Source organism: Ruegeria sp. AA3, from assembly GCF_056542905.1.
Map to the genome: position 1 here is coordinate 128405 of NZ_JBQGAQ010000009.1, position 23673 is coordinate 152077.

21 protein-coding genes are annotated in these 23673 nt (G+C 56.5%); 14 read left to right on the forward strand and 7 right to left on the reverse strand.

Annotated elements, in window-relative coordinates:
• Nucleotides 1-3 precede the first annotated feature (3 nt).
• The 3 genes from ACR0JR_RS15990 to secA all read right to left on the reverse strand — a co-directional run bounded on the left by ACR0JR_RS15990 (nt 4) and on the right by secA (nt 5324).
• On the reverse strand, nt 4-1560 hold the full coding sequence (locus ACR0JR_RS15990; protein WP_480456993.1) for a phosphate ABC transporter substrate-binding/OmpA family protein: 1557 nt from the start codon (nt 1558-1560) through the stop codon (nt 4-6).
• A 25-nt stretch (nt 1561-1585) separates the two neighbouring features.
• Nucleotides 1586-2506: a hypothetical protein gene (locus tag ACR0JR_RS15995; RefSeq protein ID WP_480456994.1), complete on the reverse strand. Its 921-nt coding sequence runs from the start codon at nt 2504-2506 to the stop codon at nt 1586-1588.
• Nucleotides 2507-2606: 100 nt separating this feature from the next.
• Complete coding sequence (secA, locus tag ACR0JR_RS16000; protein WP_480456995.1) at nt 2607-5324, reverse strand: preprotein translocase subunit SecA; 2718 nt, start codon at nt 5322-5324, stop codon at nt 2607-2609.
• 176 nt (nt 5325-5500) lie between these two features.
• On the opposite strand from secA, the gene ACR0JR_RS16005 reads away from it, so the two are divergent.
• From ACR0JR_RS16005 to mutT, 3 genes are read left to right on the forward strand one after another with little or no spacing between them, the layout of a single operon-like run.
• Nucleotides 5501-6349, forward strand: a complete 849-nt coding sequence (locus ACR0JR_RS16005) for a peptidylprolyl isomerase (protein WP_170780038.1) — start codon at nt 5501-5503, stop codon at nt 6347-6349.
• A 5-nt stretch (nt 6350-6354) separates the two neighbouring features.
• Nucleotides 6355-7581 (forward strand): bifunctional glutamate N-acetyltransferase/amino-acid acetyltransferase ArgJ, encoded by a 1227-nt coding sequence (gene argJ / locus ACR0JR_RS16010; protein ID WP_480456996.1) that lies wholly within the window; start codon nt 6355-6357, stop codon nt 7579-7581.
• On the forward strand, nt 7578-7976 hold the full coding sequence (gene mutT, locus ACR0JR_RS16015) for an 8-oxo-dGTP diphosphatase MutT (protein ID WP_170471024.1): 399 nt from the start codon (nt 7578-7580) through the stop codon (nt 7974-7976). Before argJ ends, mutT begins: the two co-directional genes overlap by 4 nt.
• 57 nt (nt 7977-8033) lie before the next feature.
• On the opposite strand, the gene ACR0JR_RS16020 is transcribed toward mutT, so the two are convergent.
• Nucleotides 8034-8975: a sterol desaturase family protein gene (locus tag ACR0JR_RS16020; protein ID WP_480456997.1), complete on the reverse strand. Its 942-nt coding sequence runs from the start codon at nt 8973-8975 to the stop codon at nt 8034-8036.
• A gap of 368 nt (nt 8976-9343) precedes the next feature.
• Between ACR0JR_RS16020 and ACR0JR_RS16025 the strand changes: the two genes are divergently transcribed.
• The 10 genes from ACR0JR_RS16025 (at nt 9344) to ACR0JR_RS16070 (ending at nt 20256) form a co-directional block, all read left to right on the forward strand.
• Nucleotides 9344-11287, forward strand: coding sequence for an AMP-binding protein (locus ACR0JR_RS16025; protein ID WP_170780349.1), 1944 nt, complete (start codon nt 9344-9346; stop codon nt 11285-11287).
• Nucleotides 11288-11362: 75 nt separating this feature from the next.
• Complete coding sequence (locus ACR0JR_RS16030) at nt 11363-12181, forward strand: ABC transporter ATP-binding protein (protein WP_170399285.1); 819 nt, start codon at nt 11363-11365, stop codon at nt 12179-12181.
• Between the two features lie 29 nt (nt 12182-12210).
• Nucleotides 12211-13197 (forward strand): branched-chain amino acid ABC transporter permease, encoded by a 987-nt coding sequence (locus ACR0JR_RS16035; protein WP_010442926.1) that lies wholly within the window; start codon nt 12211-12213, stop codon nt 13195-13197.
• A 3-nt stretch (nt 13198-13200) separates the two neighbouring features.
• Nucleotides 13201-13458 carry a hypothetical protein gene (locus ACR0JR_RS16040; protein WP_010442925.1) on the forward strand — a complete coding sequence of 86 codons (258 nt, stop codon included), beginning with the start codon at nt 13201-13203 and terminating at the stop codon, nt 13456-13458.
• A gap of 3 nt (nt 13459-13461) precedes the next feature.
• Nucleotides 13462-14538 (forward strand): branched-chain amino acid ABC transporter permease, encoded by a 1077-nt coding sequence (locus ACR0JR_RS16045; RefSeq protein ID WP_480456998.1) that lies wholly within the window; start codon nt 13462-13464, stop codon nt 14536-14538.
• A 76-nt stretch (nt 14539-14614) separates the two neighbouring features.
• Nucleotides 14615-15898: an ABC transporter substrate-binding protein gene (locus tag ACR0JR_RS16050; protein WP_170471016.1), complete on the forward strand. Its 1284-nt coding sequence runs from the start codon at nt 14615-14617 to the stop codon at nt 15896-15898.
• A gap of 88 nt (nt 15899-15986) precedes the next feature.
• On the forward strand, nt 15987-16820 hold the full coding sequence (locus ACR0JR_RS16055; protein ID WP_029622175.1) for an ABC transporter ATP-binding protein: 834 nt from the start codon (nt 15987-15989) through the stop codon (nt 16818-16820).
• A 19-nt stretch (nt 16821-16839) separates the two neighbouring features.
• Nucleotides 16840-18057: a phenylacetate--CoA ligase family protein gene (locus ACR0JR_RS16060; RefSeq protein ID WP_480456999.1), complete on the forward strand. Its 1218-nt coding sequence runs from the start codon at nt 16840-16842 to the stop codon at nt 18055-18057.
• 105 nt (nt 18058-18162) lie between these two features.
• Nucleotides 18163-19827, forward strand: coding sequence for an ABC transporter permease (locus ACR0JR_RS16065; RefSeq protein ID WP_480457000.1), 1665 nt, complete (start codon nt 18163-18165; stop codon nt 19825-19827).
• A 78-nt stretch (nt 19828-19905) separates the two neighbouring features.
• On the forward strand, nt 19906-20256 hold the full coding sequence (locus tag ACR0JR_RS16070; RefSeq protein ID WP_260023624.1) for a DUF2794 domain-containing protein: 351 nt from the start codon (nt 19906-19908) through the stop codon (nt 20254-20256).
• On the opposite strand, the gene ACR0JR_RS16075 is transcribed toward ACR0JR_RS16070, so the two are convergent.
• The 3 genes from ACR0JR_RS16075 to ACR0JR_RS16085 form a co-directional block, all read right to left on the reverse strand.
• Nucleotides 20253-20990, reverse strand: a complete 738-nt coding sequence (locus ACR0JR_RS16075; protein WP_480457001.1) for a C40 family peptidase — start codon at nt 20988-20990, stop codon at nt 20253-20255. The genes ACR0JR_RS16070 and ACR0JR_RS16075 overlap by 4 nt on opposite strands.
• Complete coding sequence (locus ACR0JR_RS16080; RefSeq protein ID WP_480457002.1) at nt 20987-22369, reverse strand: leucyl aminopeptidase family protein; 1383 nt, start codon at nt 22367-22369, stop codon at nt 20987-20989. Before ACR0JR_RS16080 ends, ACR0JR_RS16075 begins: the two co-directional genes overlap by 4 nt.
• A gap of 63 nt (nt 22370-22432) precedes the next feature.
• A complete protein-coding gene (locus tag ACR0JR_RS16085) occupies nt 22433-22822 on the reverse strand; it encodes a hypothetical protein (RefSeq protein WP_480457003.1) in 390 nt (129 codons plus the stop codon).
• Between the two features lie 143 nt (nt 22823-22965).
• Between ACR0JR_RS16085 and ACR0JR_RS16090 the strand changes: the two genes are divergently transcribed.
• Nucleotides 22966-23616, forward strand: coding sequence for a carbonic anhydrase (locus ACR0JR_RS16090; protein WP_010442915.1), 651 nt, complete (start codon nt 22966-22968; stop codon nt 23614-23616).
• Nucleotides 23617-23673 lie beyond the last annotated feature (57 nt).

Sequence of the window (23673 nt, forward strand, 5' to 3'; positions counted from 1 at the left end):
CCGCTATCGAATCCAGACTTCGACCCGGCGGTTCACCTTGCGGCCCCATTCGGTGTCATCGCAGGCCATTGGCATCGCTTCGCCAAAGCCCTCAACCGCGATCTCGAGACTCGCAGGAATACTCGTTTCGATGGCCGCCAGCACCGCGTTACGAACGGTTTTGGCCCGTTGCAGAGCAATGCGCGTGTTGGATGTGGCAGCCCCGTCGCCATCGCTAAACCCTACAAAAGTCACCTGTCGCGCATCCAGCCTACCGCTTTCCAACACCTGCGCCAGGTGCAGGATATTTGAGCGGGATTGCGCATCGGGTCGCGACGAGCCGGGCTCGAAGCGGAAGGACAAAGATAACCGGGATAGAGGGCGGAGGGTTTCGATCATGCGCTGTAGTTCTTCCAGTCCAACTTCGGTTCCGCCGGTGCTGACGGCATTGACCAGCCGCTCGCCTTGTAACGCCATCCCGATGGTCTCGGGTGATTGATCGACAAATCCGACTTGCCGGATCACCATTTGTGCAACGCCACTTTGGGTGTAGGCCAGAAATTGCCGGGCGAGCCGCGGCAATCTTCTTTGCGGCAGGTAGATAAACATCGGTGCGGTGAGCGGGTAGTCCTCGGTCTTTACTGATTGCCTCGTCGCCGAGAGGGTATGACCGCAGCCACCGGTCAGTGGCAGCGCTCGCGCTTCGCCCGTCTCAGCGAGGCTGGCGATACCAATTGCGAAAGGATCGCCCGAGATCGCGCGAACAAGATCGCTGTTGCGAGCATGAAATGTAACGTCTGCTGAGATCGGCGCATCGACCGGTGCCAGCAACAGATCCTCTATGGCCTGCGTGAGGCCAGATCCGGCTTTCGGCAGGTACAGAGAAATGGGTGCATCGGGACCGCCAAGATCGGACCAGTTTGTATTTTGTCCCGTGAAGATTTTGGCTAAGTCTGCGGGGGATATCTGACGTATGGGATTGTCGTCAGATACAATCGGAACAATCGCATCCAGTGCCAAGACCCGCGACCGGCGTGCCTGAGTCAGATCACCCAATCCAGCGTCGCGGTTCAACTTAGCCTCGCCCGGCCGAATCTCGCGTTGGGCAAGAACGATATCCGCCGCGCCCTTTGCAAGATCGGCAAACCCCTGAGAGGTGCCGGTCACGGAGAAGGTAAACCTGGCCAAAGGTGCAAAGCGGTCAGGATGATGCAATGTATACTCACGTTGGGTTACGGCAGTCTCGGAAACAGATACCGACAGACCTTCTTGTACGGCAAAACCCTGCACGAGTGCCGGCATCAAAGTTTCTGCCATTACGGATGAACCTGAAAATCGCACTTCAGCGACAAAATTGGTCAGATTGGGGCAGGCTGGTCCATCACATGTTACGCCTGAGCCATCGATCGTCAGTTCGCCAAACTGCGTATCGACGCGGTAAAACTCACCGTCATACCCAAGCAATGTGCCGACGACTTCAATCTTGCCGTCGTGTGAGGTCAGAGTGATGTCTTGCGCGGAGGCTCCCTGTGCCAAGGACAAGGGCAAAAGCGCGACAAATGCCGCACGAAGGATTTTCATTTTGGACCGTTGAATTGCCTGCTGCCTATTTGGCAGCGATTGTCAGGTCTGTGAACAGATTATTCAACACCAGAAAATCACCAGCTGTTTCGCAACCCGGCATATCCAATGTCAGATCGCGGGATCTCAGGCGTTGATCCGCGCGCCATTCCAGCGATTGCACGTTCAGAGGTTTGCCGCAATTGGCCTCGGTGACCTCAGTTTCGACTGATAGGGTGATCGAGCCCGTCTCGGTCGCGGATTGTATCGGGAAGGAATAGACTTCAATATTGCGTGCAATGTCAGAGCCGCCCTGTCCAAGATGGATCACCGAACCCTCACCGCCGGCCTCAGAGCCAGTCCATACGTGGCCTTTTTCTCCGTAGCCTGCGCCGAATTCCAATGCGTGCAACTGCAGTTCTGTCTTACCCTGCCATTGTAGGGCGATCCGGTTGAAGTCGTTGATCTCTGGCACATGCGTTGTTGCAACTGTACCTTTGCCGTCGGGCAGTGAGATCAGGAATATGGCGTATTCGGACAGCGCCGGAACAGTCAGGTTCAAGCCACCAAGCGCATCGGTTTCGGTGCTGAATACCAGCCCGTTATGATGAACTTCGATGGTTGCATTTGCATGGCACGGGGCCTTGACTCGCAACCGTGCATTCGCACCGGGTACAGCCAAAGCGCGCGCGCTTAGATCACAGTTGGATGGCAAACGGCTTTGTTCGGGAGCTGGATGCGAGGATTTTGGTTGAATCTCATTGTGCGCTTCGGTGGGGGAGGAAGAAGTCAGAACAACGCTTTGCAACCCGGCAAGGTCCGCGCCCTGCTCAGAGATCGACGCGACACGCGCGCCGTTTGGTTCAGCGCTGGGTTGCTGCGCTGATCCGCTTTGCATCAGATATCCGATGGCCAGGGCGCAGGCAACAGTTCCGCCCGTGGTCACATAGTTCTTTATTACAAACAAGACACCCTCCCCAGTTGAAGGAGCGACTCGTAACTTGCCTCTGAATCAAGGCCAATATGTGGCCTTGAGGCGGACTCATTGTGTTTGAAAGTGGATGACGTTAGGTCAATCTACCGTGGCAATGTTTGAACTTTTTGCCTGAACCACAGGGGCAGGGATCATTGCGCGACGGATTTCCCCAGGTTGTAGGGTCATCTTCGACAAAGCCTGGGCGGGCATCGCCCGAAGCTTGCGCCTCGGCCACTGCTTCGGCCTGTCCCGCCGCCTTATCCACTGCCTGCTGGGCCTGGGCCTGCTGCGCGGCCATCTGTGCCAGCATTTCCTTCTGTTCCTCTTCGCTCAGCGGGCGAACGCGCGACAATTGCTGGGTCACGGTTTCACGCAACGAATCGAGCATCCCTTCGAACAACTGGAAGCTTTCGTTCTTGTATTCGTTCAGCGGATCACGCTGGGCATAGCCTCGGAAAGCCACGACCGAGCGCAAATGTTCCAGCGTCAGAAGATGTTCGCGCCATTTGCCGTCGATGGTTTGCAGCAGAACCTGCTTTTCGATGTTACGCATATTGTCGGGGCCGAAGGCGACGGCTTTCTGTGCCATCATTTCATCGGCTGCCTTGATCAGGCGTTCGCGGATCTGTTCGTCATCCACCCCCTCTTCGGCGGCCCAGTCCTGAACCGGTGCATCAATGGTAAGTTTGTCCTTGACGGCCTCATGCAGCCCCTCGGTATTCCATTGATCGGCATAGGTTTTCGGCGGCATGTATTCGTCGATCATATCGTCGATTACCTGCTCGCGCATATCCGAAACCACATCCGACAGATCGTCTGCTGACATGATCTCGCGTCGCTGGCTAAACACCACCTTACGCTGGTCATTCATCACGTCGTCAAACTTCAGAACGTTCTTGCGCATGTCGAAGTTGCGACCTTCGACCTTGGACTGCGCCCGTTCAAGCGATTTGTTCACCCAAGGGTGAATGATCGCCTCGCCCTCTTTCATGCCCAGCGTGGTCAGGACCTTGTCCAGACGTTCCGAGCCGAAGATGCGCATCAGGTCATCTTCGAGGCTGAGGTAAAACACCGTGCGGCCCGGGTCACCCTGACGTCCCGAACGTCCGCGAAGCTGGTTGTCGATCCGGCGGCTTTCATGGCGTTCGGACGCCATCACATAAAGACCGCCAGCCTCTAGCACCTTTTCCTTTTCTTCCGCGTGCTTGGCTTCTTCTGCCGCACGCAACTCGACCGGGTCAGCCTCGGGGTTTTCGGCCAGCGCCTGGAGAACCTTCATCTCGACATTGCCGCCCAGCTGAATATCGGTGCCGCGGCCCGCCATGTTGGTGGCGATGGTCACCGCGCCCAGACGGCCTGCATCGGCCACAATCTGGGCTTCCTGTTCATGCTGGCGGGCGTTCAGAACGTTGTGTTCGATTCCCTCTTTGTCCAGCATCTGGCTAATCACTTCGGACTTTTCGATCGACGTGGTGCCGACCAGAACCGGTTGACCTTTTTCACCGGCCTTTTTGACCTGTTCGATGATGGCGCCGTATTTCTCACCCGTGGTGCGATAAACCTGATCGTCCTTGTCCTCACGCGCAATCGGCTTGTTGGTCGGAACCTCGACTACGCCCAGACCATAGATTTCCTGAAATTCTTCCGCCTCGGTCAGCGCGGTGCCGGTCATGCCCGACAGCTTGTCGTAAAGGCGGAAATAGTTCTGGAAAGTCACGCTGGCCAGCGTCACGTTCTCGGGCTGAATCTGCACGCCTTCCTTGGCTTCGATGGCCTGATGCAGGCCTTCGGACAGGCGACGACCCGGCATCATCCGACCGGTGAATTCGTCGATCAGCACGACATTCCCATCCCGGACGATATAGTCCTTGTCGCGTTGGAACAGTTTATGCGCGCGCAGGCCCTGATTGACGTGATGCACTACAGTGGTGCTTTCAGGGTCGTACAGCGAATGCCCTTCGGGCAGCAGACCCGCCGAAAGCAGTTGCTGCTCGAGAAACTCGTTGCCTTCATCGGTGAAGGTCACGTTGCGGCTTTTTTCATCCAGAGAATAATGATCGTCCTGCAATGTCGGGATCACCGCATCGATGGCAGTATACAGATCCGACCGGTCCTGCGCAGGCCCCGAGATGATCAGCGGGGTCCGAGCCTCGTCGATCAGGATCGAATCCACTTCATCCACAATCGCGAAATTGTGGTGTTTCTGATAAACCTGCTCCAGATCTGCCTTCATGTTGTCGCGCAGATAGTCGAAGCCGAGCTCATTGTTAGTGGCATACGTGATGTCGCAGTTATACGCGGCCATTTTCTCGGCATCGGGCTGACCTGTCCAGATCACGCCTGTGGTCATGCCCACGGACGCGAACACCTTGCCCATCCATTCCGAGTCGCGCTTGGCCAGGTATTCGTTCACTGTAACCACATGCACGCCCTTGCCGGTCAGTGCGTTCAGATAAGCGGGGAGAGTGGCGACCAGAGTCTTTCCCTCACCCGTCTTCATTTCCGAGATATTGCCTTGATGCAGGAAGATGCCCCCCATCAACTGCACGTCAAAGGCCCGAAGACCCAGCGCGCGCTTGGCCCCTTCGCGGACATTGGCAAAGGCCTCAGGCAGCAGGTCATCCAGATTTTCACCGTCCAGCGCCCGTTTGCGCAGCTCAGCGGTCTTCTCGATCAGGCCTTCGTCGGTCAGTTTCTCGAACTCGGGCTCCATCGCGTTGATCTTTTCGATCAGGGGGCGGGTCGCCTTGATCTTGCGGTCGTTCGGTGTTCCGAACACCTTTTTGGCGAGCGTTCCGAGTCCCAGCATGTTCACTCCAGCGGATCTGTTCTTATCGTGGTTGCGACAGGCTTGCCCACCTTGCGCGCAACCCATAGATACGGGGGGTGAAAGGCGGCCCTGTCCAAGGCTTCAAAGCGATGTAAGCGGCAGGTTCTAAAGTGTCAACGCTGCGCCCTGTCGCGGCAAAGAAATAGGATGATTCCATGCCCAAAGGCCTCACTTTTCTGCCATCGCTGGCGCTTGCTGCCGTGATGGCCCTGCCGTTGGCCGCCGAAACCAAGCCCGATGCATCGACCGTCGTGGCGCGCGTGAATGGTGATGAGATCACATTAGGTCACGTCATCGCCACCGCGTCTGCTCTGCCCGCGCAGTATCAGCAGTTGGAAGACGGCGTTCTTTATGACTTCATCCTTGAACAACTGGTCCAGCAACACCTGTTGGGTCAGCAACAGGATGCTCTGAACCCTCTGAACGCATTGCGTCTGGAAAACGAAACGCGGTCCCTGCGTGCGGTACAGACGGTTGAGGCGATCACCGCTGCCGAGGTTACGGATGAAGCAATCCAGGCCGCCTATGATGCGCAGTTTGCCGAATTCGAGGGCGAGGACGAATTCAACGCCAGCCATATTCTGGTTGAAAGCGAAGACGAAGCCAAAGCCATCAAGGCCCAGTTGGACGAGGGCGCGGATTTCGCCGAATTGGCGAAAGAGAAGTCCACCGGCCCCTCGGGACCCAATGGCGGTTCGCTGGGATGGTTCGGTAAAGGTCAGATGGTGCCCGAGTTCGAAAACGCGGTTGTAGCTTTGGAAAAAGGCAGTGTTTCGGAACCCGTCCAGACGCAATTCGGATGGCATTTGGTTGCTCTGAATGACAAACGCAAAACGCAGGCCCCGGAACTGGCCGTCGTGCGTGATGAACTGGCCCAAACCATCCGGCAGGACGCGATCCAAGCCAAGGTCGACGAGTTGACCCAGCAGGCAACGATCGAACGTCCAGCGCTGGAAGGAGTTGGACCCGAGGTCATGCGCCAGATCGAGCTGCTGCAGGAGTAACGCGCGTGGCGACGATCACCAAGGTATCACTATTGGCCCCAGAGGCCTTTCCTGAGTTGCCTGCCATCGACGGCGTACGTTTTGCCACGGTTGAGGCTGGCGTACGCTATCAGGGCCGCACTGACGTCATGATGGCGGTGCTGGATCCGGGCACATCGGTGGCTGGTGTTTTCACCCGTTCAGCCACGCGCGCGGCGCCAGTTCTGGACTGTCAGGACAAGATCGGCGGGCCGTATGACGGGCCTGCGGCAATCCTGGTGAATTCAGGCAATGCCAACGCATTTACTGGTCATTATGGACAAACATCGGTGGCCGAGGTGACGCAAGCCGTCGCCAAAGCCACCGGCGTTGCGGTGGAACGGGTCTTCACCTCTTCCACCGGAGTCATCGGCGAGCCGCTACCCCATGACCGCATCGTCGCCCAGCTTGAGGCCTTGAAATCCGGCCTCAATCGGCACGCCATCGAAGACGCGGCGCGGGCGATCATGACCACGGATACCTTCCCAAAAGGGGCATCCGCGCAGGCTGAGATCGATGACAAAACAGTCTCTATCGCAGGGATTGCGAAGGGCTCCGGCATGATAGCACCTGATATGGCGACGATGCTGGTCTATATCTTCACCGACGCCCATGTCGAACAATCCGCCCTGCAAGCGATGTTGGGCGCACAGACAGATCGGACCTTCAACTGCATCACCGTCGACAGTGATACCTCGACCTCTGACAGCCTGCTTCTGTGTGCGACCGGAGCCTCGGGCGTTGATGCCACGGGGAATGAGGCGTTTGCGCAGGCACTTGAAACTGTGATGTTGGACCTTGCGCAGCAAGTGGTGCGCGACGGTGAGGGGGCCACAAAATTCGTAGAAATTCGTGTGACCGGAGCTGCAACGGACGCTGACGCCAAAATCCATGGGCTGGCCATTGCCAACTCGCCTCTGGTCAAAACCGCCATTGCAGGCGAAGACCCGAACTGGGGTCGTATCGTCATGGCCATCGGTAAATCCGGCGCTGCTGCTGACCGCGACCTTCTGAGCATTTCTTTCGGGGACATCCTTGTCGCCGAAAAAGGCTGGGTTAGTCCCGATTACCGCGAGGAAGACGCCGCCGCTTACATGAAAGGCCAAGACCTCGTGATCGCAGTCGATCTGGGATTGGGTGAAGGTAAGTCCACCGTTTGGACTTGCGACCTGACCCACGGCTATATCGAGATTAATGCGGATTACCGTTCATGAAAACAATCTTAGTGTCTGCGGTGGCTCTGATCGACATCGAGGGCCGCGTCCTGCTGGCCCAACGCCCCGAAGGCAAATCTATGGCTGGTCTTTGGGAATTCCCAGGGGGAAAAATCGAACCCGGCGAAACCCCTGAGGCTGCGCTGATCCGCGAATTGCACGAGGAGCTGGGCATCGACACCTGGGCGTCGTGCCTCGCGCCCCTGACTTTCGCCAGCCACAGCTATGACGATTTCCACCTGCTGATGCCGCTGTTTGCCTGCCGCAAATGGGAAGGTATCCCGCAATCGAAGGAAGGGCAGGCGCTAAAGTGGGTACGCGCGAATGATCTGAGAAATTACTCGATGCCTGCGGCGGATGTTCCGTTGATCCCGATTTTGCGGGATTGGCTGTAGGCAAAGGGTGAGAGCCATTGTTCCAGAGGGCTACTGGGGCTCACCTCTCAAGTTTGTTCAACTGCGTTGAAATATCCGAGCCGCTTTCATCAGTGGCTCGACATACACGCCGTAGAGTGTCTGATAGTCTTCGGTTTCCGGCCCGATGCCAAACTGTAAATCTTCTCGGCCTTTGGGAACATAGAGCGTACCGCCCATCCGGTCCCAAACCGCCAATCCACCGCCCATGTTTTTGTCCCAATGTTTGGGGTCGCTCGAATGATGGATCTGGTGCATGGCGGGTGATATCAGCCATTTCTCAATACGCGGGCCATAGCTGACCCAGATGGGACTGTGGCGCAAAACACCACCGATGAGGTTGGACCCGAAGAATATGACATTTGCGCCACCGATCTGATAGGCGGTCAGATGATCACCAAACAGACCTATAAAGACACCATTCACGATGGCCGCCGCACCTACTGCACCGAAACCGTAAAATACCGCGTCGAATGGATGGTGTCGCTCGGCGGTTGCAAAGTTCAGATGCTCTGCCGAGTGATGTATCTTGTGGAATTCCCAAAGAAACGGAACTTTGTGCTGCAGATAGTGCATCCACCAGCGCATAAAATCATTCACGACATACAGCGTGACGGTCAGCGCGATGGCGACCCAGACCGAGCCACCCTCGCTTTGAAGGTCTGCACCCAAAGACCGGATACCATCTGCGACGACAGGGGTCAGTTTCCAGAGTGTGTTGACGATCCAATCGAGGGCAAACACAAAGATGATCGGATTGAGAAGAAGGATTACATAATCAATGAAGGCCGAGCGGGATCCCCAGACTTCTTTCTTGAAGAAAACCGAATGAAATCTGCGGTCATCTCCTCCCAATCGATGGGCGACGATTGCGATGCTCATACCACACAGGACATACACCCAAAAATGCCGCAGGTTTGCGTTATCCGCAAAGCCCGAAATTTTGGATATGGCTATCTGAGCAAGTTCTGAAAAGTCCATTCCGCGGTGCCTGTACCAAATTCACTGCATAACTGCATAGATGTAATCTCACTTAATACCGGCGGAAATGTGGCGCAGCCCTCCCCTTCTTCAGCTGTTCGGAGTGCTTTATCTAAATTCGATACACCAATGGGCTTGGCCTGAGCAGATTTGGTCGGATCCCGGATCTCGACATGCCGACACGGTGCCCTGTTACAATTCGTAAGAATTGAGAAAACATCAGGCAAAACTTGACGCTGATCTTTTCCGCGTCCCTTATCGGGGCATCGGCGCCCGGGGCGTGTTCCCGGCTTGTCGTTTCCGGCCCGAGGAGGGGTCGGATGGGGAGGAGAGAAAGATTGGCTCAGACGCAGTCGGGCGCTGGTGGGATGCAGTCCCTTCCGGCGCTGTTACACCGCAATGTGACCCAGTTCGGGGATGCCCCGGCTTACCGCGAAAAGGAATTCGGGATCTGGCAATGCTGGTCCTGGGCCGAAACCGCCAAAGAAATCCGCGCCATTGCATTGGGTTTTCTGGAGATTGGCGTCGAAAAAGGCGATCATATTGCTGTCATAGGCCGTAATCGCCCGGCGCATTATTGGTCGATGGTCGCGGCACAGATGGTGGGCGCGATCCCCGTGCCGCTCTACCAAGACGCGGTTGCCGAAGAGATGACCTATGTGATGGAGCATTGCGGCGCAAAATATGTCGTCTGCGGTGATCAGGAGCAGGTTGATAAGGTCATCGAAATTCAGGAAAAAGTGCATCAGATCAAGCACATTTTGTATACCGATAAACGCGGGATGCGGAAGTATGACCACAGCCAGATGAACGCGCTTGAGGACATCATGGCCGAGGGCAGTGCGGGCCACGCGCGGTTTGATGCGGAACTCGACAAGCGCATCGCCGAGATCACCTATGACGACACCTGCGTGATGCTCTACACCAGCGGAACGACGGGCAAGCCCAAGGGAGTGGTGCTGTCGAACCGGAATGTGATCGAAAGCGCCAAGAACTCGGCGGACTTCGATCATCTGACCCGGAATGAGGACATCCTGTCTTATCTGCCGATGGCCTGGGTGGGCGATTTCATCTTCTCCATCGGTCAGGCCTATTGGTGCGGCTTCTGTGTGAACTGCCCCGAAAGCGCCGACACGATGATGACCGACCTTCGCGAGATCGGGCCGACCTATTTCTTTGCACCGCCGCGCGTGTTCGAAACCCAGCTGACCAATGTGATGATCCGGATGGAGGATGCAGGCAAGCTGAAGCAGCGTATGTTCCATCATTTCATGGCCCATGCCAAAAAGGTTGGCGGGTTGCTGTTGGACGGCAAGCCTGTGGGCTTTGGCGACAAATTGAAATACGCGCTGGGCAACCTGCTGGTTTATGGCCCGCTCAAGGATACGTTGGGTTATGGCCGCTTTCGGGTGGGCTACACAGCGGGTGAGGCAATTGGGCCGGAAATCTTTGATTTCTATCGCTCTTTGGGCATAAACTTGAAACAACTCTATGGCCAGACCGAAGCAACTGTGTTCATCACCGTGCAGCCGGATGGTGAGGTGCGTGCCGATACGGTTGGTGTGCCCGCGCCAGATGTCGAGCTGAAGATCGATGACAGCGGCGAGATCCACTATCGCTCGCCCGGTGTGTTTGTTGAGTACTACAACAATCCGGACTCCACGGCTTCAACCAAAGATGCCGAGGGCTGGGTTGCGACCGGTGATGCCGGGTTCATCGAAGAAAGCTCGGGCCATTTGCGGATCATCGATCGCGCCAAGGATGTTGGCAAAATGGCCGACGGATCGATGTTCGCGCCGAAATATGTTGAGAACAAGCTGAAGTTCTATCCTGACATTCTCGAAGTCGTGCTGTTTGGCAATGGCAAGGATCGTTGTGTCGCCTTCATCAATATCGATCTGACCGCGGTTGGAAACTGGGCCGAACGCAACAACGTGGCATATGCGTCCTATCAGGAATTGGCAGGCCATCCCCGTGTGTTAGAGACGATTCGCGGCCATGTGGAAGCGGTGAACAAGTCGGTTGCGGCGGACGAAATGCTGTCGGGCTGTCAGGTGCATCGCTTTGTGGTTCTGCACAAGGAACTGGATGCCGACGATGGAGAAATGACCCGGACTCGGAAGGTGCGCCGTGGCTTTGTCGAGGAGAAGTTCCACGACATCATCGCTGCGCTTTATGACGGGTCTGGTCAAGTGTCGACCACCACCGAGGTGACCTATGAAGATGGTCGCAAGGGTTCGATTTCTGCGACGTTGGAGATTGTCGATGCACCGGTTGTGCCGGTCGTGCAGCACAAGGTGGCGGCGGAATGAGGGGGCTGACGTGCGCCGCTCGACCTGCGGTCATCGCCCCGCCCGCCGTCCCGTTTTTGTGTCAGGGAGGTTCTGATGCTGGATAACTCCGAAGGATATGTCACCGAAGACGGCCGCAAGATCGGCGGTGTGGTGATGGAGATGAAGAACATCACCCTGCGCTTTGGCGGTGTGGTGGCGATCAAGGATATCTCGTTCGACATTCGCGAAGGCGAAATTCGCGCGATCATTGGACCGAACGGGGCGGGTAAGTCCTCGATGCTGAATGTGATCTCGGGCTTCTATGTCCCGCAAGAGGGCGAGGTCTGGTTCCACGGGTCCAAGCGCCCGCCGATGCGGCCCTTCGAGGTGGCGCAACAAGGCATTGCGCGGACGTTTCAAAACATTGCCCTTTTCGAAGGTATGAGCGTTCTCGACAACGTGATGACCGGACGCCTTGGCTTTATGAAGACGAACATCCTGCAGCAGGCCTTATGGAAGGGTAAGGCCGAGGCGGAGGAGACCGAGAACCGGGAGGCGGTCGAGAAGATCATCGATTTCCTCGAAATTCAGCACATCCGCAAAACGCCTGTGTCCCGTTTGCCCTACGGACTGAAGAAGCGGGTTGAGCTGGCGCGTGCGCTGGCGGCGGAGCCTAAGCTGCTGCTGCTAGATGAACCGATGGCCGGGATGAATGTCGAGGAGAAAGAGGACATGAGCCGCTTTATCCTCGACGTGAATGATGAATTCGGCACCACCATCGCCTTGATCGAGCACGACATGGGCGTGGTGATGGACCTGAGCGACCGTGTGGTTGTGATGGATTATGGCAAGAAGATCGGTGACGGCACGCCGGATGAGGTGCGCAACAATCAGGAAGTCATCGACGCCTATCTGGGGGTCAGTCATGACTGACGCTCGGGCAGAATTGGGGAGGGGCTGGCATGCCTGAACAACTCGTATTTGCGATGGAGGTCATCCTTAACGGTCTGATGGCCGGGGTGCTGTATGCGCTGGTCGCGCTGGGCTTTGTTCTGATCTACAAGGCGTCGGGGATTTTCAATTACGCGCAGGGGGTTATGGCTTTGTTCGCGGCGATGACGCTAGTCGGAATCATGAATGGGCAGGTACCTTTTGCGCATCTGATCAACGCCATCTTTGGCACGCATGTTCATTACTTTGGTTGGAACGTCCCCGCGCTGCTGGCGATCATTCTGACCATGGCGGTGATGGTACTGCTGGCCTGGGCCGTGCAGCGGTTCGTGATGCGCCATCTGGTTGGGCAGGAACCGATCATCCTGTTCATGGCGACCATCGGCCTGGCCTATTTCCTTGAGGGCGTGGCGGACCTGATGTGGGGGTCTGAGATCAAGACGCTGGATGTAGGTCTGCCGCAGGGCATCAACCTGTGGATTGACGAGACGACCTTCAACATCTTCGATTATGGCTTCTTCATCGACAATCTGGACATCGTGGCGACGATCATCGCGGCGCTGCTGGTGGCGGCCTTGGTCGCGTTCAGCCAGTACACCAAACAGGGCCGAGCGATGCGTGCGGTGGCGGATGATCATCAGGCCGCGCTGTCGGTCGGGATTTCGCTGAATTTCATCTGGGTGATGGTCTGGTCGGTGGCCGGGTTCGTGGCCCTGGTCGCAGGGATCATGTGGGGCACCAAATCGGGCGTTCAGTTCTCACTGTCACTCATCGCACTCAAGGCGCTGCCGGTGCTGATGCTGGGCGGGTTCACGTCGATCCCCGGAGCAATCGTCGGTGGGTTGATTATCGGTGTTGGCGAAAAACTGTTCGAGTTTGCCATCGGCCCGTTGGTCGGTGGTGCGACCGAGAACTGGTTTGCCTATGTACTGGCGCTGATCTTTCTGGTGTTCCGGCCACAGGGCCTGTTCGGCGAGAAGATCATTGAGAGAGTGTAGGGGATGACCAAGCTGATCGCCATCGTCAACGTGATTGCATGGGCCGGGTTCTGGGCCTTTGGCTACATCGCTCTGACGTCCAGTGATCTAAGTGAAGGCCAGCTTGTGATCGCTGTGCTTCTGGCTTTTGCCGGGCTTGTTATGGGTGTTCTCGCCTACATGAAACTGGTGCGCGCCTCTGAGGCGACCGGATACGCCAAGGGCTCCAATCAACTGGATGCCGCAGCCCGCAATCGGGCGCAGGAAGAATGGGGAAAGTAAGATATGTTCTATCGTGAGGCCGGAGACTTCAAAACCTCCTACATAGCGGACAGCCAGACTTTCCCGATCAAGTTTGACCGGTATCGGTACTACGTGGTGTTGGCAGTGGCGTTCGGGGTCATTCCGTTCATTATCAACGACTATTGGGCCAACGCACTGCTGCTGCCCTTCCTGATCTACGCGATCGCTGCAATCGGGTTGAATATCCTCGTTGGTTATTGCGGGCAAGTCTCGCTGGGAACGGGTGGTTTCATGGCTGTGGGGGCCTATGCTTGCTACAAGCTGATGACGGCGTTTCCGGATGTCAGCATGTTCATCCATGTTCTGTTGGCTGGCGGTGTCACTGCGCTGGTGGGCGTGCTGTTTGGTCTGCCCTCTTTGCGGATCAAAGGGTTCTACCTTGCGGTGGCCACGCTGGCAGCACAGTTCTTCCTTGTATGGCTTTTCAACCGGGTGCCATGGTTCTACAACTACTCGGCCTCTGGCCAGATCAACTCGCCCGAACGGGACGTGTTTGGCATCATCATCACCGGTCCGAACGCGCCTGCCTGGGCGACCTATCTGTTTTGCCTGATCTTTTTGACCTTCAGTGCGATCATCGCGCGTAACCTGACGCGCGGCACTACGGGCAGAACATGGATGGCGATCCGCGACATGGATATCGCAGCCGAGATCATCGGAGTGAACCCACTCAAGGCAAAGCTTACCGCCTTTGCCATCAGTTCGTTTTTCGTAGGCATTGCAGGCGCACTTTTCTTTGCTGTCTATCTGGGCGCGGTCGAAGTGGGTGAAGTGTTCGGTATTCAGAAATCATTCCTGGTGCTGTTCATGGTAATAATCGGCGGATTAGGGTCTATTTTTGGGTCCTTCGCGGGGGCGGCATTTCTGGTTTTGCTGCCAGTTGTCCTAAAGCTGCTGGGTGTCGATCTGCTGGGTTGGCCCACCGATATCGTTGCGCACCTGAACCTCGTGATCGTGGGTGCTCTCATCATCATATTCCTTGTTCTTGAACCCCATGGGCTGGCGCAGCTTTGGCGCGTCGCGAAAGAGAAACTCAGACTCTGGCCGTTCCCGCACTAGTGGGCAGGCCCAATGAAAAGACGGGCGGCTGAAGCCCGAAACCCAACATCGGATCAACTAAGGGAGGAGACACCCGATGAAAAAGAAAATGGCTACCCTGGCGCTGGGCGCGCTGATGGCAGCAGGACCTGCGCTCGCAGATCTCGTGATCCCATCGCTCAGCTATCGTACGGGCCCATACGCTGCAGGCGGTATTCCGTTTGCTGATGGCTATGCTGACTATTTCACCCTGCTCAACGAACGAGACGGGGGTATTGGCGGTGTTCCTGTCAACGTGATCGAATGTGAGACCGGCTATAACACCGAAAAAGGTGTGGAGTGCTATGAATCAACCAAAGGCGAAGGTGCGCTGATTTATCAGCCCTTGTCGACCGGTATTACATATCAATTGATCCCCAAAGTAACGGCGGATGACATCCCGTTGCATACAATGGGTTATGGCCGGACTTCGGCTCGCAACGGCAAGGTGTTCAGCCACGTCTTCAACTATCCCGCGAATTACTGGGACGGTGCCTCGGGCGCGATCAACTACCTGCTCGACGAAAATGGAGGCGATCTGAACGGCAAAAAAATCGCTCTGGTCTATCACAATTCAGCCTATGGCAAGGAACCGATCAGAACGTTGGAAGAGCTGTCGAAAAAGCACGGCTTCGAACTGTCGTTGCTGCCGGTCGATCATCCTGGACAAGAGCAAAAATCCCAGTGGCTGCAGATCCGTCGTGAAAAGCCAGACTTTGTCCTGATGTGGGGCTGGGGCGTAATGAACCAGGTTGCCATTCAGGAGGCTGCCAATATTCGCTTCCCGATGGAAAACTTCATCGGCGTTTGGTGGTCGGGCGCGCAGCATGACGTACTGCCTGCTGGCGACAAGGCGAACGGTTACAAGGCCGTAACCTTCCATGCCGTTGGTGATGACTTTCCTGTATTTGACGACATCAAGACGCATGTCGTGGATGCCGGAAAGGCCGCAGGCGCGGGCGATCAGGTTGGTACCGTTCTGTACAACCGTGGCCTCTACTCAGCGATGCTCGCCGCCGAAGCGATCAAGGACGCGCAGGAAGCAAATGGAACCGGGGATGTCACACCGGGTATGGTTCGGGACGCGATGGAGCAGCTGAACATCACCGAAGAGCGCATGGCCTCCCTGGGCATGCCGAACTTTGGTCCGACCTTCCAGGTATCGTGCGATAACCATGGCGGCCCAGGCTTGGTCGGCGTCTCTCAGTGGGATGCAGGTACACAAACATGGAACCTGATCTCGGACTTCAAGCCAACCGATGGTGAGGTGATCGGTGCGCTGGTTGAAGAAGACTCGAGCGCATATGCAGCCGAAAACAACGTCGAAACACGCTGCAACTAAGGCCTGCTTCGACCATAAACTTAGGGGCGGCGGTAAGCTGCCGCCCCGATTAAACGGTCCCACGGGGCAGGCATGAGGATATGCGCTGATGCTGGATGCTGCACAAACCACTGATGTACAAGCCGAAACATTGCTTGAAGTCAACAATATCGAGGTGATCTATAATCATGTGATCCTCGTGCTGAAAGGCGTTAGCCTGACTGTGCCGAAAGGCGGTATTACTGCCCTATTGGGCGGAAACGGCGCAGGTAAGACCACGACACTTAAGGCGGTGTCGAACCTTCTGCATTCCGAACGGGGCGAGGTTACCAAAGGCTCGATCAAATATCGCGGGACCAGCGTGCATGAAAGTGATCCGGCTGTTCTGGTTGAAAAGGGCGTGATCCAGGTAATGGAAGGCCGCCATTGTTTTGAACATCTGACTGTCGAAGAAAACCTTCTGACCGGCGCCTATACACGCAAAGACGGCTCGGCTGCCATCCAGCAGGATCTGGAACTGGTTTACAATTACTTTCCACGTTTGAAGGAACGCCGCCGGTCGCAGGCCGGATATACTTCGGGCGGCGAACAGCAAATGGTGGCGATGGGCCGGGCGCTGATGTCACGCCCCGAGACGATCCTGTTGGATGAACCCTCGATGGGTTTGGCCCCGCAGTTGGTCGAAGAGATTTTCGGCATTGTAAAAGACCTGAACGAGAAGGAAGGCGTGTCCTTTCTGTTGGCCGAACAGAACACAAATGTGGCTCTAAGGTTTGCCCATTACGGCTATATTCTGGAATCGGGTCGCGTTGTGATGGACGGACCTGCTGCCGAATTGCGCGAGAATCCTGACGTTAAGGAGTTTTATCTCGGCATGTCAGACGAGGGCCGAAAGAGCTTTCGCGACGTGCGCTCATACCGCCGTCGCAAGAGATGGCTGTAAGCGGGCAGAGGATATTTCGATGACCTATTTCGATAAGCTTGAAACCCGATCAGCAGATGAACGCGCAGCGGATCATGCGCGCGCTTTGCCTGAACAGATCAACCGCGCGCAGGCAGCACCCGGATACAAGGATATCCTTTCTGATGTGCAGTCAGACGCAGTGACTGATATGCAGGCGCTGGCGCAATTGCCGGTGCTGCGGAAATCTGACCTGACCAAGGCACAGGCTGGGCGGCCACCATTTGGTGGGTTTACAGTGAAACCTGCGCGGAGCTTCCAGCATGTGTTCCAGTCACCGGGCCCAATTTATGAACCGGGCAGCACCGATCACGACTGGTGGCGCATGGGCCGCTTTCTGAATGCCGCAGGCGTGGGCCCGGGCGATATCGTGCAGAATTGTTTCGGATACCACCTGACCCCTGCAGGTATGATTTTCGAAAGCGGTGCCCAGGCTGTGGGCGCGTCGGTTCTGCCAGCCGGTACTGGGCAGACTGAACTGCAGGTAACCGCTGCGCGCGATGTGGGTTGCACTGCCTATGCCGGAACCCCGGATTATCTCAAGATCATCCTCGAAAAGGCTGACGCGATGGGTGTTGCTCTGCAGTTTTCGAAGGCGGTCGTGGGCGGGGGTGCGTTATTTCCTTCCTTGCGTCAAGAGTACGCGGATCGGGGCATAGCTTGCCTGCAATGTTATGCTACAGCGGATCTGGGCAATATCGCCTATGAAAGCCCGGCCATGGAAGGGATGATCATCGACGAACACGTCATCGTCGAGATTGTCACGCCGGGCACTGGCACACCCGTTGCCCCCGGTGAGGTTGGTGAAGTCGTCGTAACCACTCTCAACCCCGACTATCCTCTGATCCGGTTCGCCACAGGCGATCTGTCGGCTATCATGCCCGGAGCCTCTCCGTGTGGGCGCACCAATATGCGCATCAAAGGCTGGATGGGGCGCGCTGATCAGACCACCAAAATCAAGGGTATGTTTGTGCGTCCCGAACAGGTGGCCGCACTGGTGGATAAACATGACGAGATCGTCAAAGCCCGGGTTATCGCAGCCCGTCAGGGCGAGATGGACACGATGACCGTACAGATTGAAAGTCCCTGCGAGAATGACGGTGCCTATGCCAAATCGGTTGCCGAGGTGCTGAAACTCAAAGGCGCGATTGAGGTCGTGGCCCCCGGTTCATTGCCCAAGGATGGGTTGGTGATCGAGGATCAGCGCGTCTACGAATAAGGGTCTGCGGCAGTATGTGCCGCAGATTTGTTTCCCGTCACACTGGTGTTTCTTAGCAATTTGGTCGATTAAAGACGGAACCTTCGGGATTCTCAGTCAGGCATCATGGCCGAAATCGAATATTCAGAACACGGAACACGCAATCGCGGCGCCTTGAGCACGCGTTTCGTGGGAGCTATCGCATGTATTGTAGCAGCAGCTTGTCTGTTGCCGATGGTGGCCGTGGTTCTGGCAGCGGTGACCGGCGGAACGGACACCGTTTCCCACTTGTTAGAGACTGTACTACCCAGTTACGCTCTGACAACAATCATCCTTGTCGCGCTGGTTGCAGCGGGGACATTTTCAATCGGGGTCGGGGCAGCCTGGCTGGTGACCATGACCCGTTTCCCGGGGGTGAGATTTCTCGAAATTGCATTGGTGCTGCCGTTGGCCTTTCCGGCCTACGTTCTGGCCTATGCCTATACCTTCATCCTTGACCACCCAGGTATCGTGCAATCCACACTGCGCGATGTGACGGGCTGGGGGCCGCGCGACTATTGGTTCCCCGAAATTCGTTCGACCGAGGGCGCGGCGGTGATGTTGATCCTTGTGCTCTATCCTTATGTCTATCTGCTGGCACGGGCCGCGTTTTTGCAGCAAAGTGCCACCGCCTTTTTGGCCGCCCGCGCCTTGGGGAACGGACCCTGGCCCGCCTTCTGGCGTGTTTCTCTACCTATGGCACGTCCCGCCATTGCGGGGGGAGTGCTGTTGGCTGTGATGGAGACCATCGCCGATTTTGGAACCGTCGCCTATTTCGGTGTCCAGACATTTGCCACCGGGATCTACACAAGCTGGTTTTCCATGGCCGACCGTGCCGCTGCAGCTCAGCTTGCTTTGTGCCTTTTGGGATTTGCACTTGTGATGGCTATGGCTGAACGGACACAGCGTGGTAAGGCCAAATACTACCAAACCGGCAAACAACATGCTGCCCAACCTGCCGCGAATCTGAAGGGCACAAGGGCGTTTGCCGCTTTTCTGCTTTGCGCAATTCCAGTTCTGTTCGGATTTCTTCTGCCTGTTGTGATCCTCGTGCAGATGGGTCTGGAATCCGAACAAAACCTTCTGTCACGCAGATATGCCGGATTCATTCAGAACTCGCTAACGCTGGCCGGAACTGCAGCCGTGATCACTGTTTGCGCCGCCATCTCGGTCGGGTTCTATCAGCGCCTCAGACCCGGGCGTGGTTCTGCCACGGCGGCTTATCTGGCGCGGCTGGGTTATGCGGTGCCCGGTGGAGTGATCGCTGTCGGGCTGATCGTACCCTTTGCCGGGCTAGACAATGCGCTGGATGCCTGGATGCGTAAAACCTTTGATGTTTCAACGGGACTGCTGGTTACAGGTTCGATCTGGTTGCTGGTCGCGGCCTATATGGTGCGCTTCCTTGCCGCTGCGCTCAGCGCATATGAAGGTGGCCAAAGTACAGTGCACTCGAATATGGACGCTGCCGCGCGATCGCTGGGGCAGACACCGCTGGGCACATTGCGCCGGGTGCATTTGCCGATCCTGACCCCTTCGCTATTAACGGCGTTGCTGATCGTCTTTGTCGATGTCATGAAAGAATTGCCCGCAACTCTTATCATGCGGCCCTTTAACTTTGACACATTGGCGGTACAGGCTTACCGGCTGGCGTCGGACGAGCGGTTGGAAGGTGCAGCGGTGCCGTCACTGGTTATCCTCGCAGTGGGGCTGTTGCCGGTGATCCTGATTTGCCGTCAGGTTGGACGCAGGTAGCACACGGTCGGTTCTAAAAATTCGTGTCGCGATTGCACTGGGCTTGATTCAATGACGATTTCCGGCAAGGCTTGTTTTATGAACATGCAGCCTCCCAGCCGGTTCGGGTCCGGCTCTGCCCAGTTGCCGGTCGCGTTTGACCGGCGTGAGATGTCTCAAATCCTGTCTGTCTATGGCCGAATGGTCGCCGCCGGTGAATGGCGTGACTACGGAATTTCCAATTTACGCGAGACAGCCGTGTTTTCAATTTTCAGGCGAACTGCCGAACATCCGATTTACCGGGTGGAAAAACACCCCCGCCTGCGAATGCGGCAAGGTATGTATTCGGTGGTGGGTATGGATGGGCGCATTCTGAAACGTGGGCACGATCTACGCTCTGTTTTGAGAGTTCTGGAACGCAAATTGATCCGGGCGGTTGACTCTGATTAGAGCCTTTTATGCGCCGTAACTGGCCCATCGCCTTGCGCTGCAATTCGGGCAATCGCCTGATCCATAGGCTCAAGCGCGACAGCCATGTGATAGGCATTGGCGTGGAGCAGCAAATTCCCGGCCGCCACCCAAGCCACATGGCCCTTCCAGAATAGCAGATCGCCGCGACGCGCAGGTTCCCCTGCAGGCACAAGTTCTCCGACTTCACGTTCCTGATCGCCGCTGTCTCCGGGACAGGGGATGCCGCAGGCTAGCAGGGCAGCCTGTACCAAACCCGAGCAATCCAGTCCGAACCGGCTATTGCCTCCCCATAGATATGGCGTGCCAAGAAACAGTTCGGCAGCGGCAACAGGATCGGCGAGCTGAGAGTAGGCAGGCACAGCGTGGACCGCTGGAATAAAGCCCAGTGCGGTCTCCATAAATCTGTCTTCCTCCGACAAAACGCGAATTCTGCTGCCGAAACTTAATGAGGTTAGGTCGCGGCTTTTAATGTCAGGCTTCTCGTATGCGTGGGTCGAGCCCGCAACGATCCAGTGAGTCTGGGGCTCAATTGGGCCCAACCGATCGGTGGGCAGCCATCCCTCATAACCATCCTTGCTAGCTTTGATCTTGCTCCAGCCATCAAGCTCTTCTTCGATGGTCACAGAGTCACCGAACAGCAATTGCCGGTCGCGCGAGCCATCAGGTTGACGTAGCAAATCGACGACGGGACGGATAATACGCGCTTGGGTCATAGGCCAAGAAGCTCCGGAAGGGCCGCCAGAAGGGCACGTGGCCCTTGACCCAACCCGCCCTTGCTGCGGCCGGGTTCCTTACTACGTTGCCAGGAATAGATGTCAAAATGCATGTAACGACTATCATCAGCAAACCGGCGCAGGAATAGCGCTGCGGTGATCGACCCCGCAAACCCACCGGATGGCGCGTTGTCGAGGTCGGCGATGCCAGGCTCAATCATAGCTTCGTAGGGCTCATGGAATGGCATGCGCCAGACCGGATCTGCGACAGTTTCTGCTGCCCGTGCCAGCGTTTCGGCTGCCTTGTTGTCATCGGTATAATACGGTGCCAAATCGGGCCCTAACGCTACCCTTGCTGCACCGGTTAACGTGGCCATCGATATCAGCAGATTGGGCGCGCCCTCATGTGCCAGCGCCAGCGCATCGGCTAGAACCAACCGTCCTTCGGCATCGGTGTTGTTGATTTCTACGGTCATTCCATTTCGCGCGGTTAATATATCACCGGGACGGAATGCGTTGCCCGCAACCGAGTTCTCGACAGCTGGGATCAACACCCTCAGCTGCAATTCCAACCCGAGCGCCATGATCATACGGGCCAAACCCAGCACATTGGCTGCTCCACCCATATCTTTCTTCATCAACCCCATCGAGGCACCTGGTTTCAGGTTCAGCCCTCCGGTATCGAAACAAACCCCTTTGCCAACCAATGTCAGTTTCGGGCCGCTGTCACCCCAATTCATCTCCAGTAGCCGAGGCGCCTGTTCCGCTGCGCGTCCGACCGCGTGGATCATTGGAAGGTTCTGGTCCAACAGCGCCTCGCCACTGATGACCGATACATCTGCATCGAACTCCTGCGCCAGGTCCTCAATGGCTTGTTGCAATTGCGTGGGGCCCATATCCGCAGCGGGAGTGTTGACCAAATTCCGTATTAAGGCCTCGGATTTTGCCATGATCTCGATCCGTTTGGCATCCAAACCTTCGGGTGCAACCAACGCGGCATTTGCAGCGCTTTGCGCGGCGTAGCGATCAAACGCGTACCCGGTCATCAGCCAGCCAAAGCATTCAGCTTCAAGCACGTTCGCCGGAATGCCCGAGGCTATGCGATAGGTTCCTTTTGGTAACGATTCCGCCGCTGCGGCCAAGGGAAACCGTTTGCGCGCTCGTTTTGCCGCGCTGCCATATCCCGCAAGGGCAAATTCAGGCTTACCATCTGGGCCGGGTACCAAAACCGTTTGACCAAGTGCGGCAGAAAAACCATCCGCCGAAACCCATGAGTGCACGTGATCCGGCTGATTTTCCAGCCAGCCCGCCAATTCGGATTGCTGCAGAACATATAGAGGCAGAGACGGGTCAGTAGCGGGGGCAAAGGACAGGGTCATACGGGCCTCGGCTGGTTGAAGTTCCGCACAGACTATCTGTCTGCGGCGTCCCCGCAACCCCTCTCAGACCGATAGATCCTGCTGATCCCAGATGGCGGTTAGCGAACGCTCGCCAACCCGGATCAGACGGCATAGCGTGGCACCTGTTGCTAAAGCATCGCCGACATCAACCGATTGCACGACGTCACCCGCGACACGGGCCAATGCTGTCATGCCGATCTGTTCGGATATGGCCACCAATGATTTGGCGCATTTGCGCAGCCCAGTCCAATCGTGTTTCCGCCAGAACCTTTCGCAATTGGACAGGCGCAGAGCGAGTTCTTCTACTGTTCTGCACAGCACATCCATCGCATTGCTGTCACCAAGTTGATGATACAGGCTGTTCAGGCGGTCCGGGTCCAGACGCACGGATTCTTTCTGTTCAAGCGTGATAATCTTGTCCACCACATTCACCCCAGTTGATATGCCCCCACGGCACGCTACAATTCTGCTTTGAAATACCTTTGCAATTCCTTGCAGAGCAGCGGGATAATGTCTCGAATTTTGTGAGAATTCAGGGTACAGAGCGATCCAGTCAAAACAACAGGGGCATCAGAATGAAATTTGCCAAACCTTTGCCGACCTATCTGGTGAAACGGTATCACGGCTGGAAGGCGACCACCTATTCCGAGAATCAGGTCTGGTATCGGCGATTGGCGACGGAGGGACAGCGCCCGCGCGCAATGGTCATTTCGTGCTGCGACAGCCGGGTGCATGTGACCTCGATCTTCGGTGCCGATCAGGGTGAGTTTTTCATTCACCGTAACATCGCCAACTTGGTGCCACCTTACGCACCGGACGGGGATCACCACGGCACCAGCGCGGCAATTGAATATGCGGTAACGGCGCTGAAGGTCGCGCATCTGATAGTTCTGGGTCATTCTCAATGTGGCGGCGTGCAGGGCTGTATCGACATGTGCAAGGGGCAGGCTCCGCAGCTTGAGGCGAAAGACAGCTTCGTCGGACGTTGGATGGATATCCTCAAGCCTAAATACGAGCTGGTTGCCGATGTCGAAGACAGCACCGAACAAGCCCGGCAATTCGAGCGTCAGGCCGTGGTCGCCTCGCTGGAAAACCTGATGACCTTCCCTTTTGTATCTTCCGCCGTCGAAGAAGGCTCACTCAGCCTGCATGGGCTCTGGACCGATATCGGAGAAGGCGGGTTGCAGAGTTATGATCCGCAGGAAAAGAAATTCGTCGTGGTATAGGCACGTCATTCATTGCTTGACGCTAAACAGCGCAGATCGGTCCTCTGATTCTGCGCT

What these genes read in the sequence shown, in the direction of transcription:
- ACR0JR_RS15990 (WP_480456993.1), bottom strand. Translation starts at nt 1,560, where the DNA reads ATGAAAATCCTTCGTGCGGCATTTGTCGCGCTTTTGCCCTTGTCCTTG.
- secA (WP_480456995.1), bottom strand. Translation starts at nt 5,324, where the DNA reads ATGCTGGGACTCGGAACGCTCGCCAAAAAGGTGTTCGGAACACCGAAC.
- ACR0JR_RS16005 (WP_170780038.1), top strand. Translation starts at nt 5,501, where the DNA reads ATGCCCAAAGGCCTCACTTTTCTGCCATCGCTGGCGCTTGCTGCCGTG.
- mutT (WP_170471024.1), top strand. Translation starts at nt 7,578, where the DNA reads ATGAAAACAATCTTAGTGTCTGCGGTGGCTCTGATCGACATCGAGGGC.
- ACR0JR_RS16020 (WP_480456997.1), bottom strand. Translation starts at nt 8,975, where the DNA reads ATGGACTTTTCAGAACTTGCTCAGATAGCCATATCCAAAATTTCGGGC.
- ACR0JR_RS16025 (WP_170780349.1), top strand. Translation starts at nt 9,344, where the DNA reads ATGCAGTCCCTTCCGGCGCTGTTACACCGCAATGTGACCCAGTTCGGG.
- ACR0JR_RS16030 (WP_170399285.1), top strand. Translation starts at nt 11,363, where the DNA reads ATGCTGGATAACTCCGAAGGATATGTCACCGAAGACGGCCGCAAGATC.
- ACR0JR_RS16035 (WP_010442926.1), top strand. Translation starts at nt 12,211, where the DNA reads ATGCCTGAACAACTCGTATTTGCGATGGAGGTCATCCTTAACGGTCTG.
- ACR0JR_RS16040 (WP_010442925.1), top strand. Translation starts at nt 13,201, where the DNA reads ATGACCAAGCTGATCGCCATCGTCAACGTGATTGCATGGGCCGGGTTC.
- ACR0JR_RS16045 (WP_480456998.1), top strand. Translation starts at nt 13,462, where the DNA reads ATGTTCTATCGTGAGGCCGGAGACTTCAAAACCTCCTACATAGCGGAC.
- ACR0JR_RS16050 (WP_170471016.1), top strand. Translation starts at nt 14,615, where the DNA reads ATGAAAAAGAAAATGGCTACCCTGGCGCTGGGCGCGCTGATGGCAGCA.
- ACR0JR_RS16055 (WP_029622175.1), top strand. Translation starts at nt 15,987, where the DNA reads ATGCTGGATGCTGCACAAACCACTGATGTACAAGCCGAAACATTGCTT.
- ACR0JR_RS16060 (WP_480456999.1), top strand. Translation starts at nt 16,840, where the DNA reads ATGACCTATTTCGATAAGCTTGAAACCCGATCAGCAGATGAACGCGCA.
- ACR0JR_RS16065 (WP_480457000.1), top strand. Translation starts at nt 18,163, where the DNA reads ATGGCCGAAATCGAATATTCAGAACACGGAACACGCAATCGCGGCGCC.
- ACR0JR_RS16070 (WP_260023624.1), top strand. Translation starts at nt 19,906, where the DNA reads ATGAACATGCAGCCTCCCAGCCGGTTCGGGTCCGGCTCTGCCCAGTTG.
- ACR0JR_RS16075 (WP_480457001.1), bottom strand. Translation starts at nt 20,990, where the DNA reads ATGACCCAAGCGCGTATTATCCGTCCCGTCGTCGATTTGCTACGTCAA.
- ACR0JR_RS16080 (WP_480457002.1), bottom strand. Translation starts at nt 22,369, where the DNA reads ATGACCCTGTCCTTTGCCCCCGCTACTGACCCGTCTCTGCCTCTATAT.
- ACR0JR_RS16090 (WP_010442915.1), top strand. Translation starts at nt 22,966, where the DNA reads ATGAAATTTGCCAAACCTTTGCCGACCTATCTGGTGAAACGGTATCAC.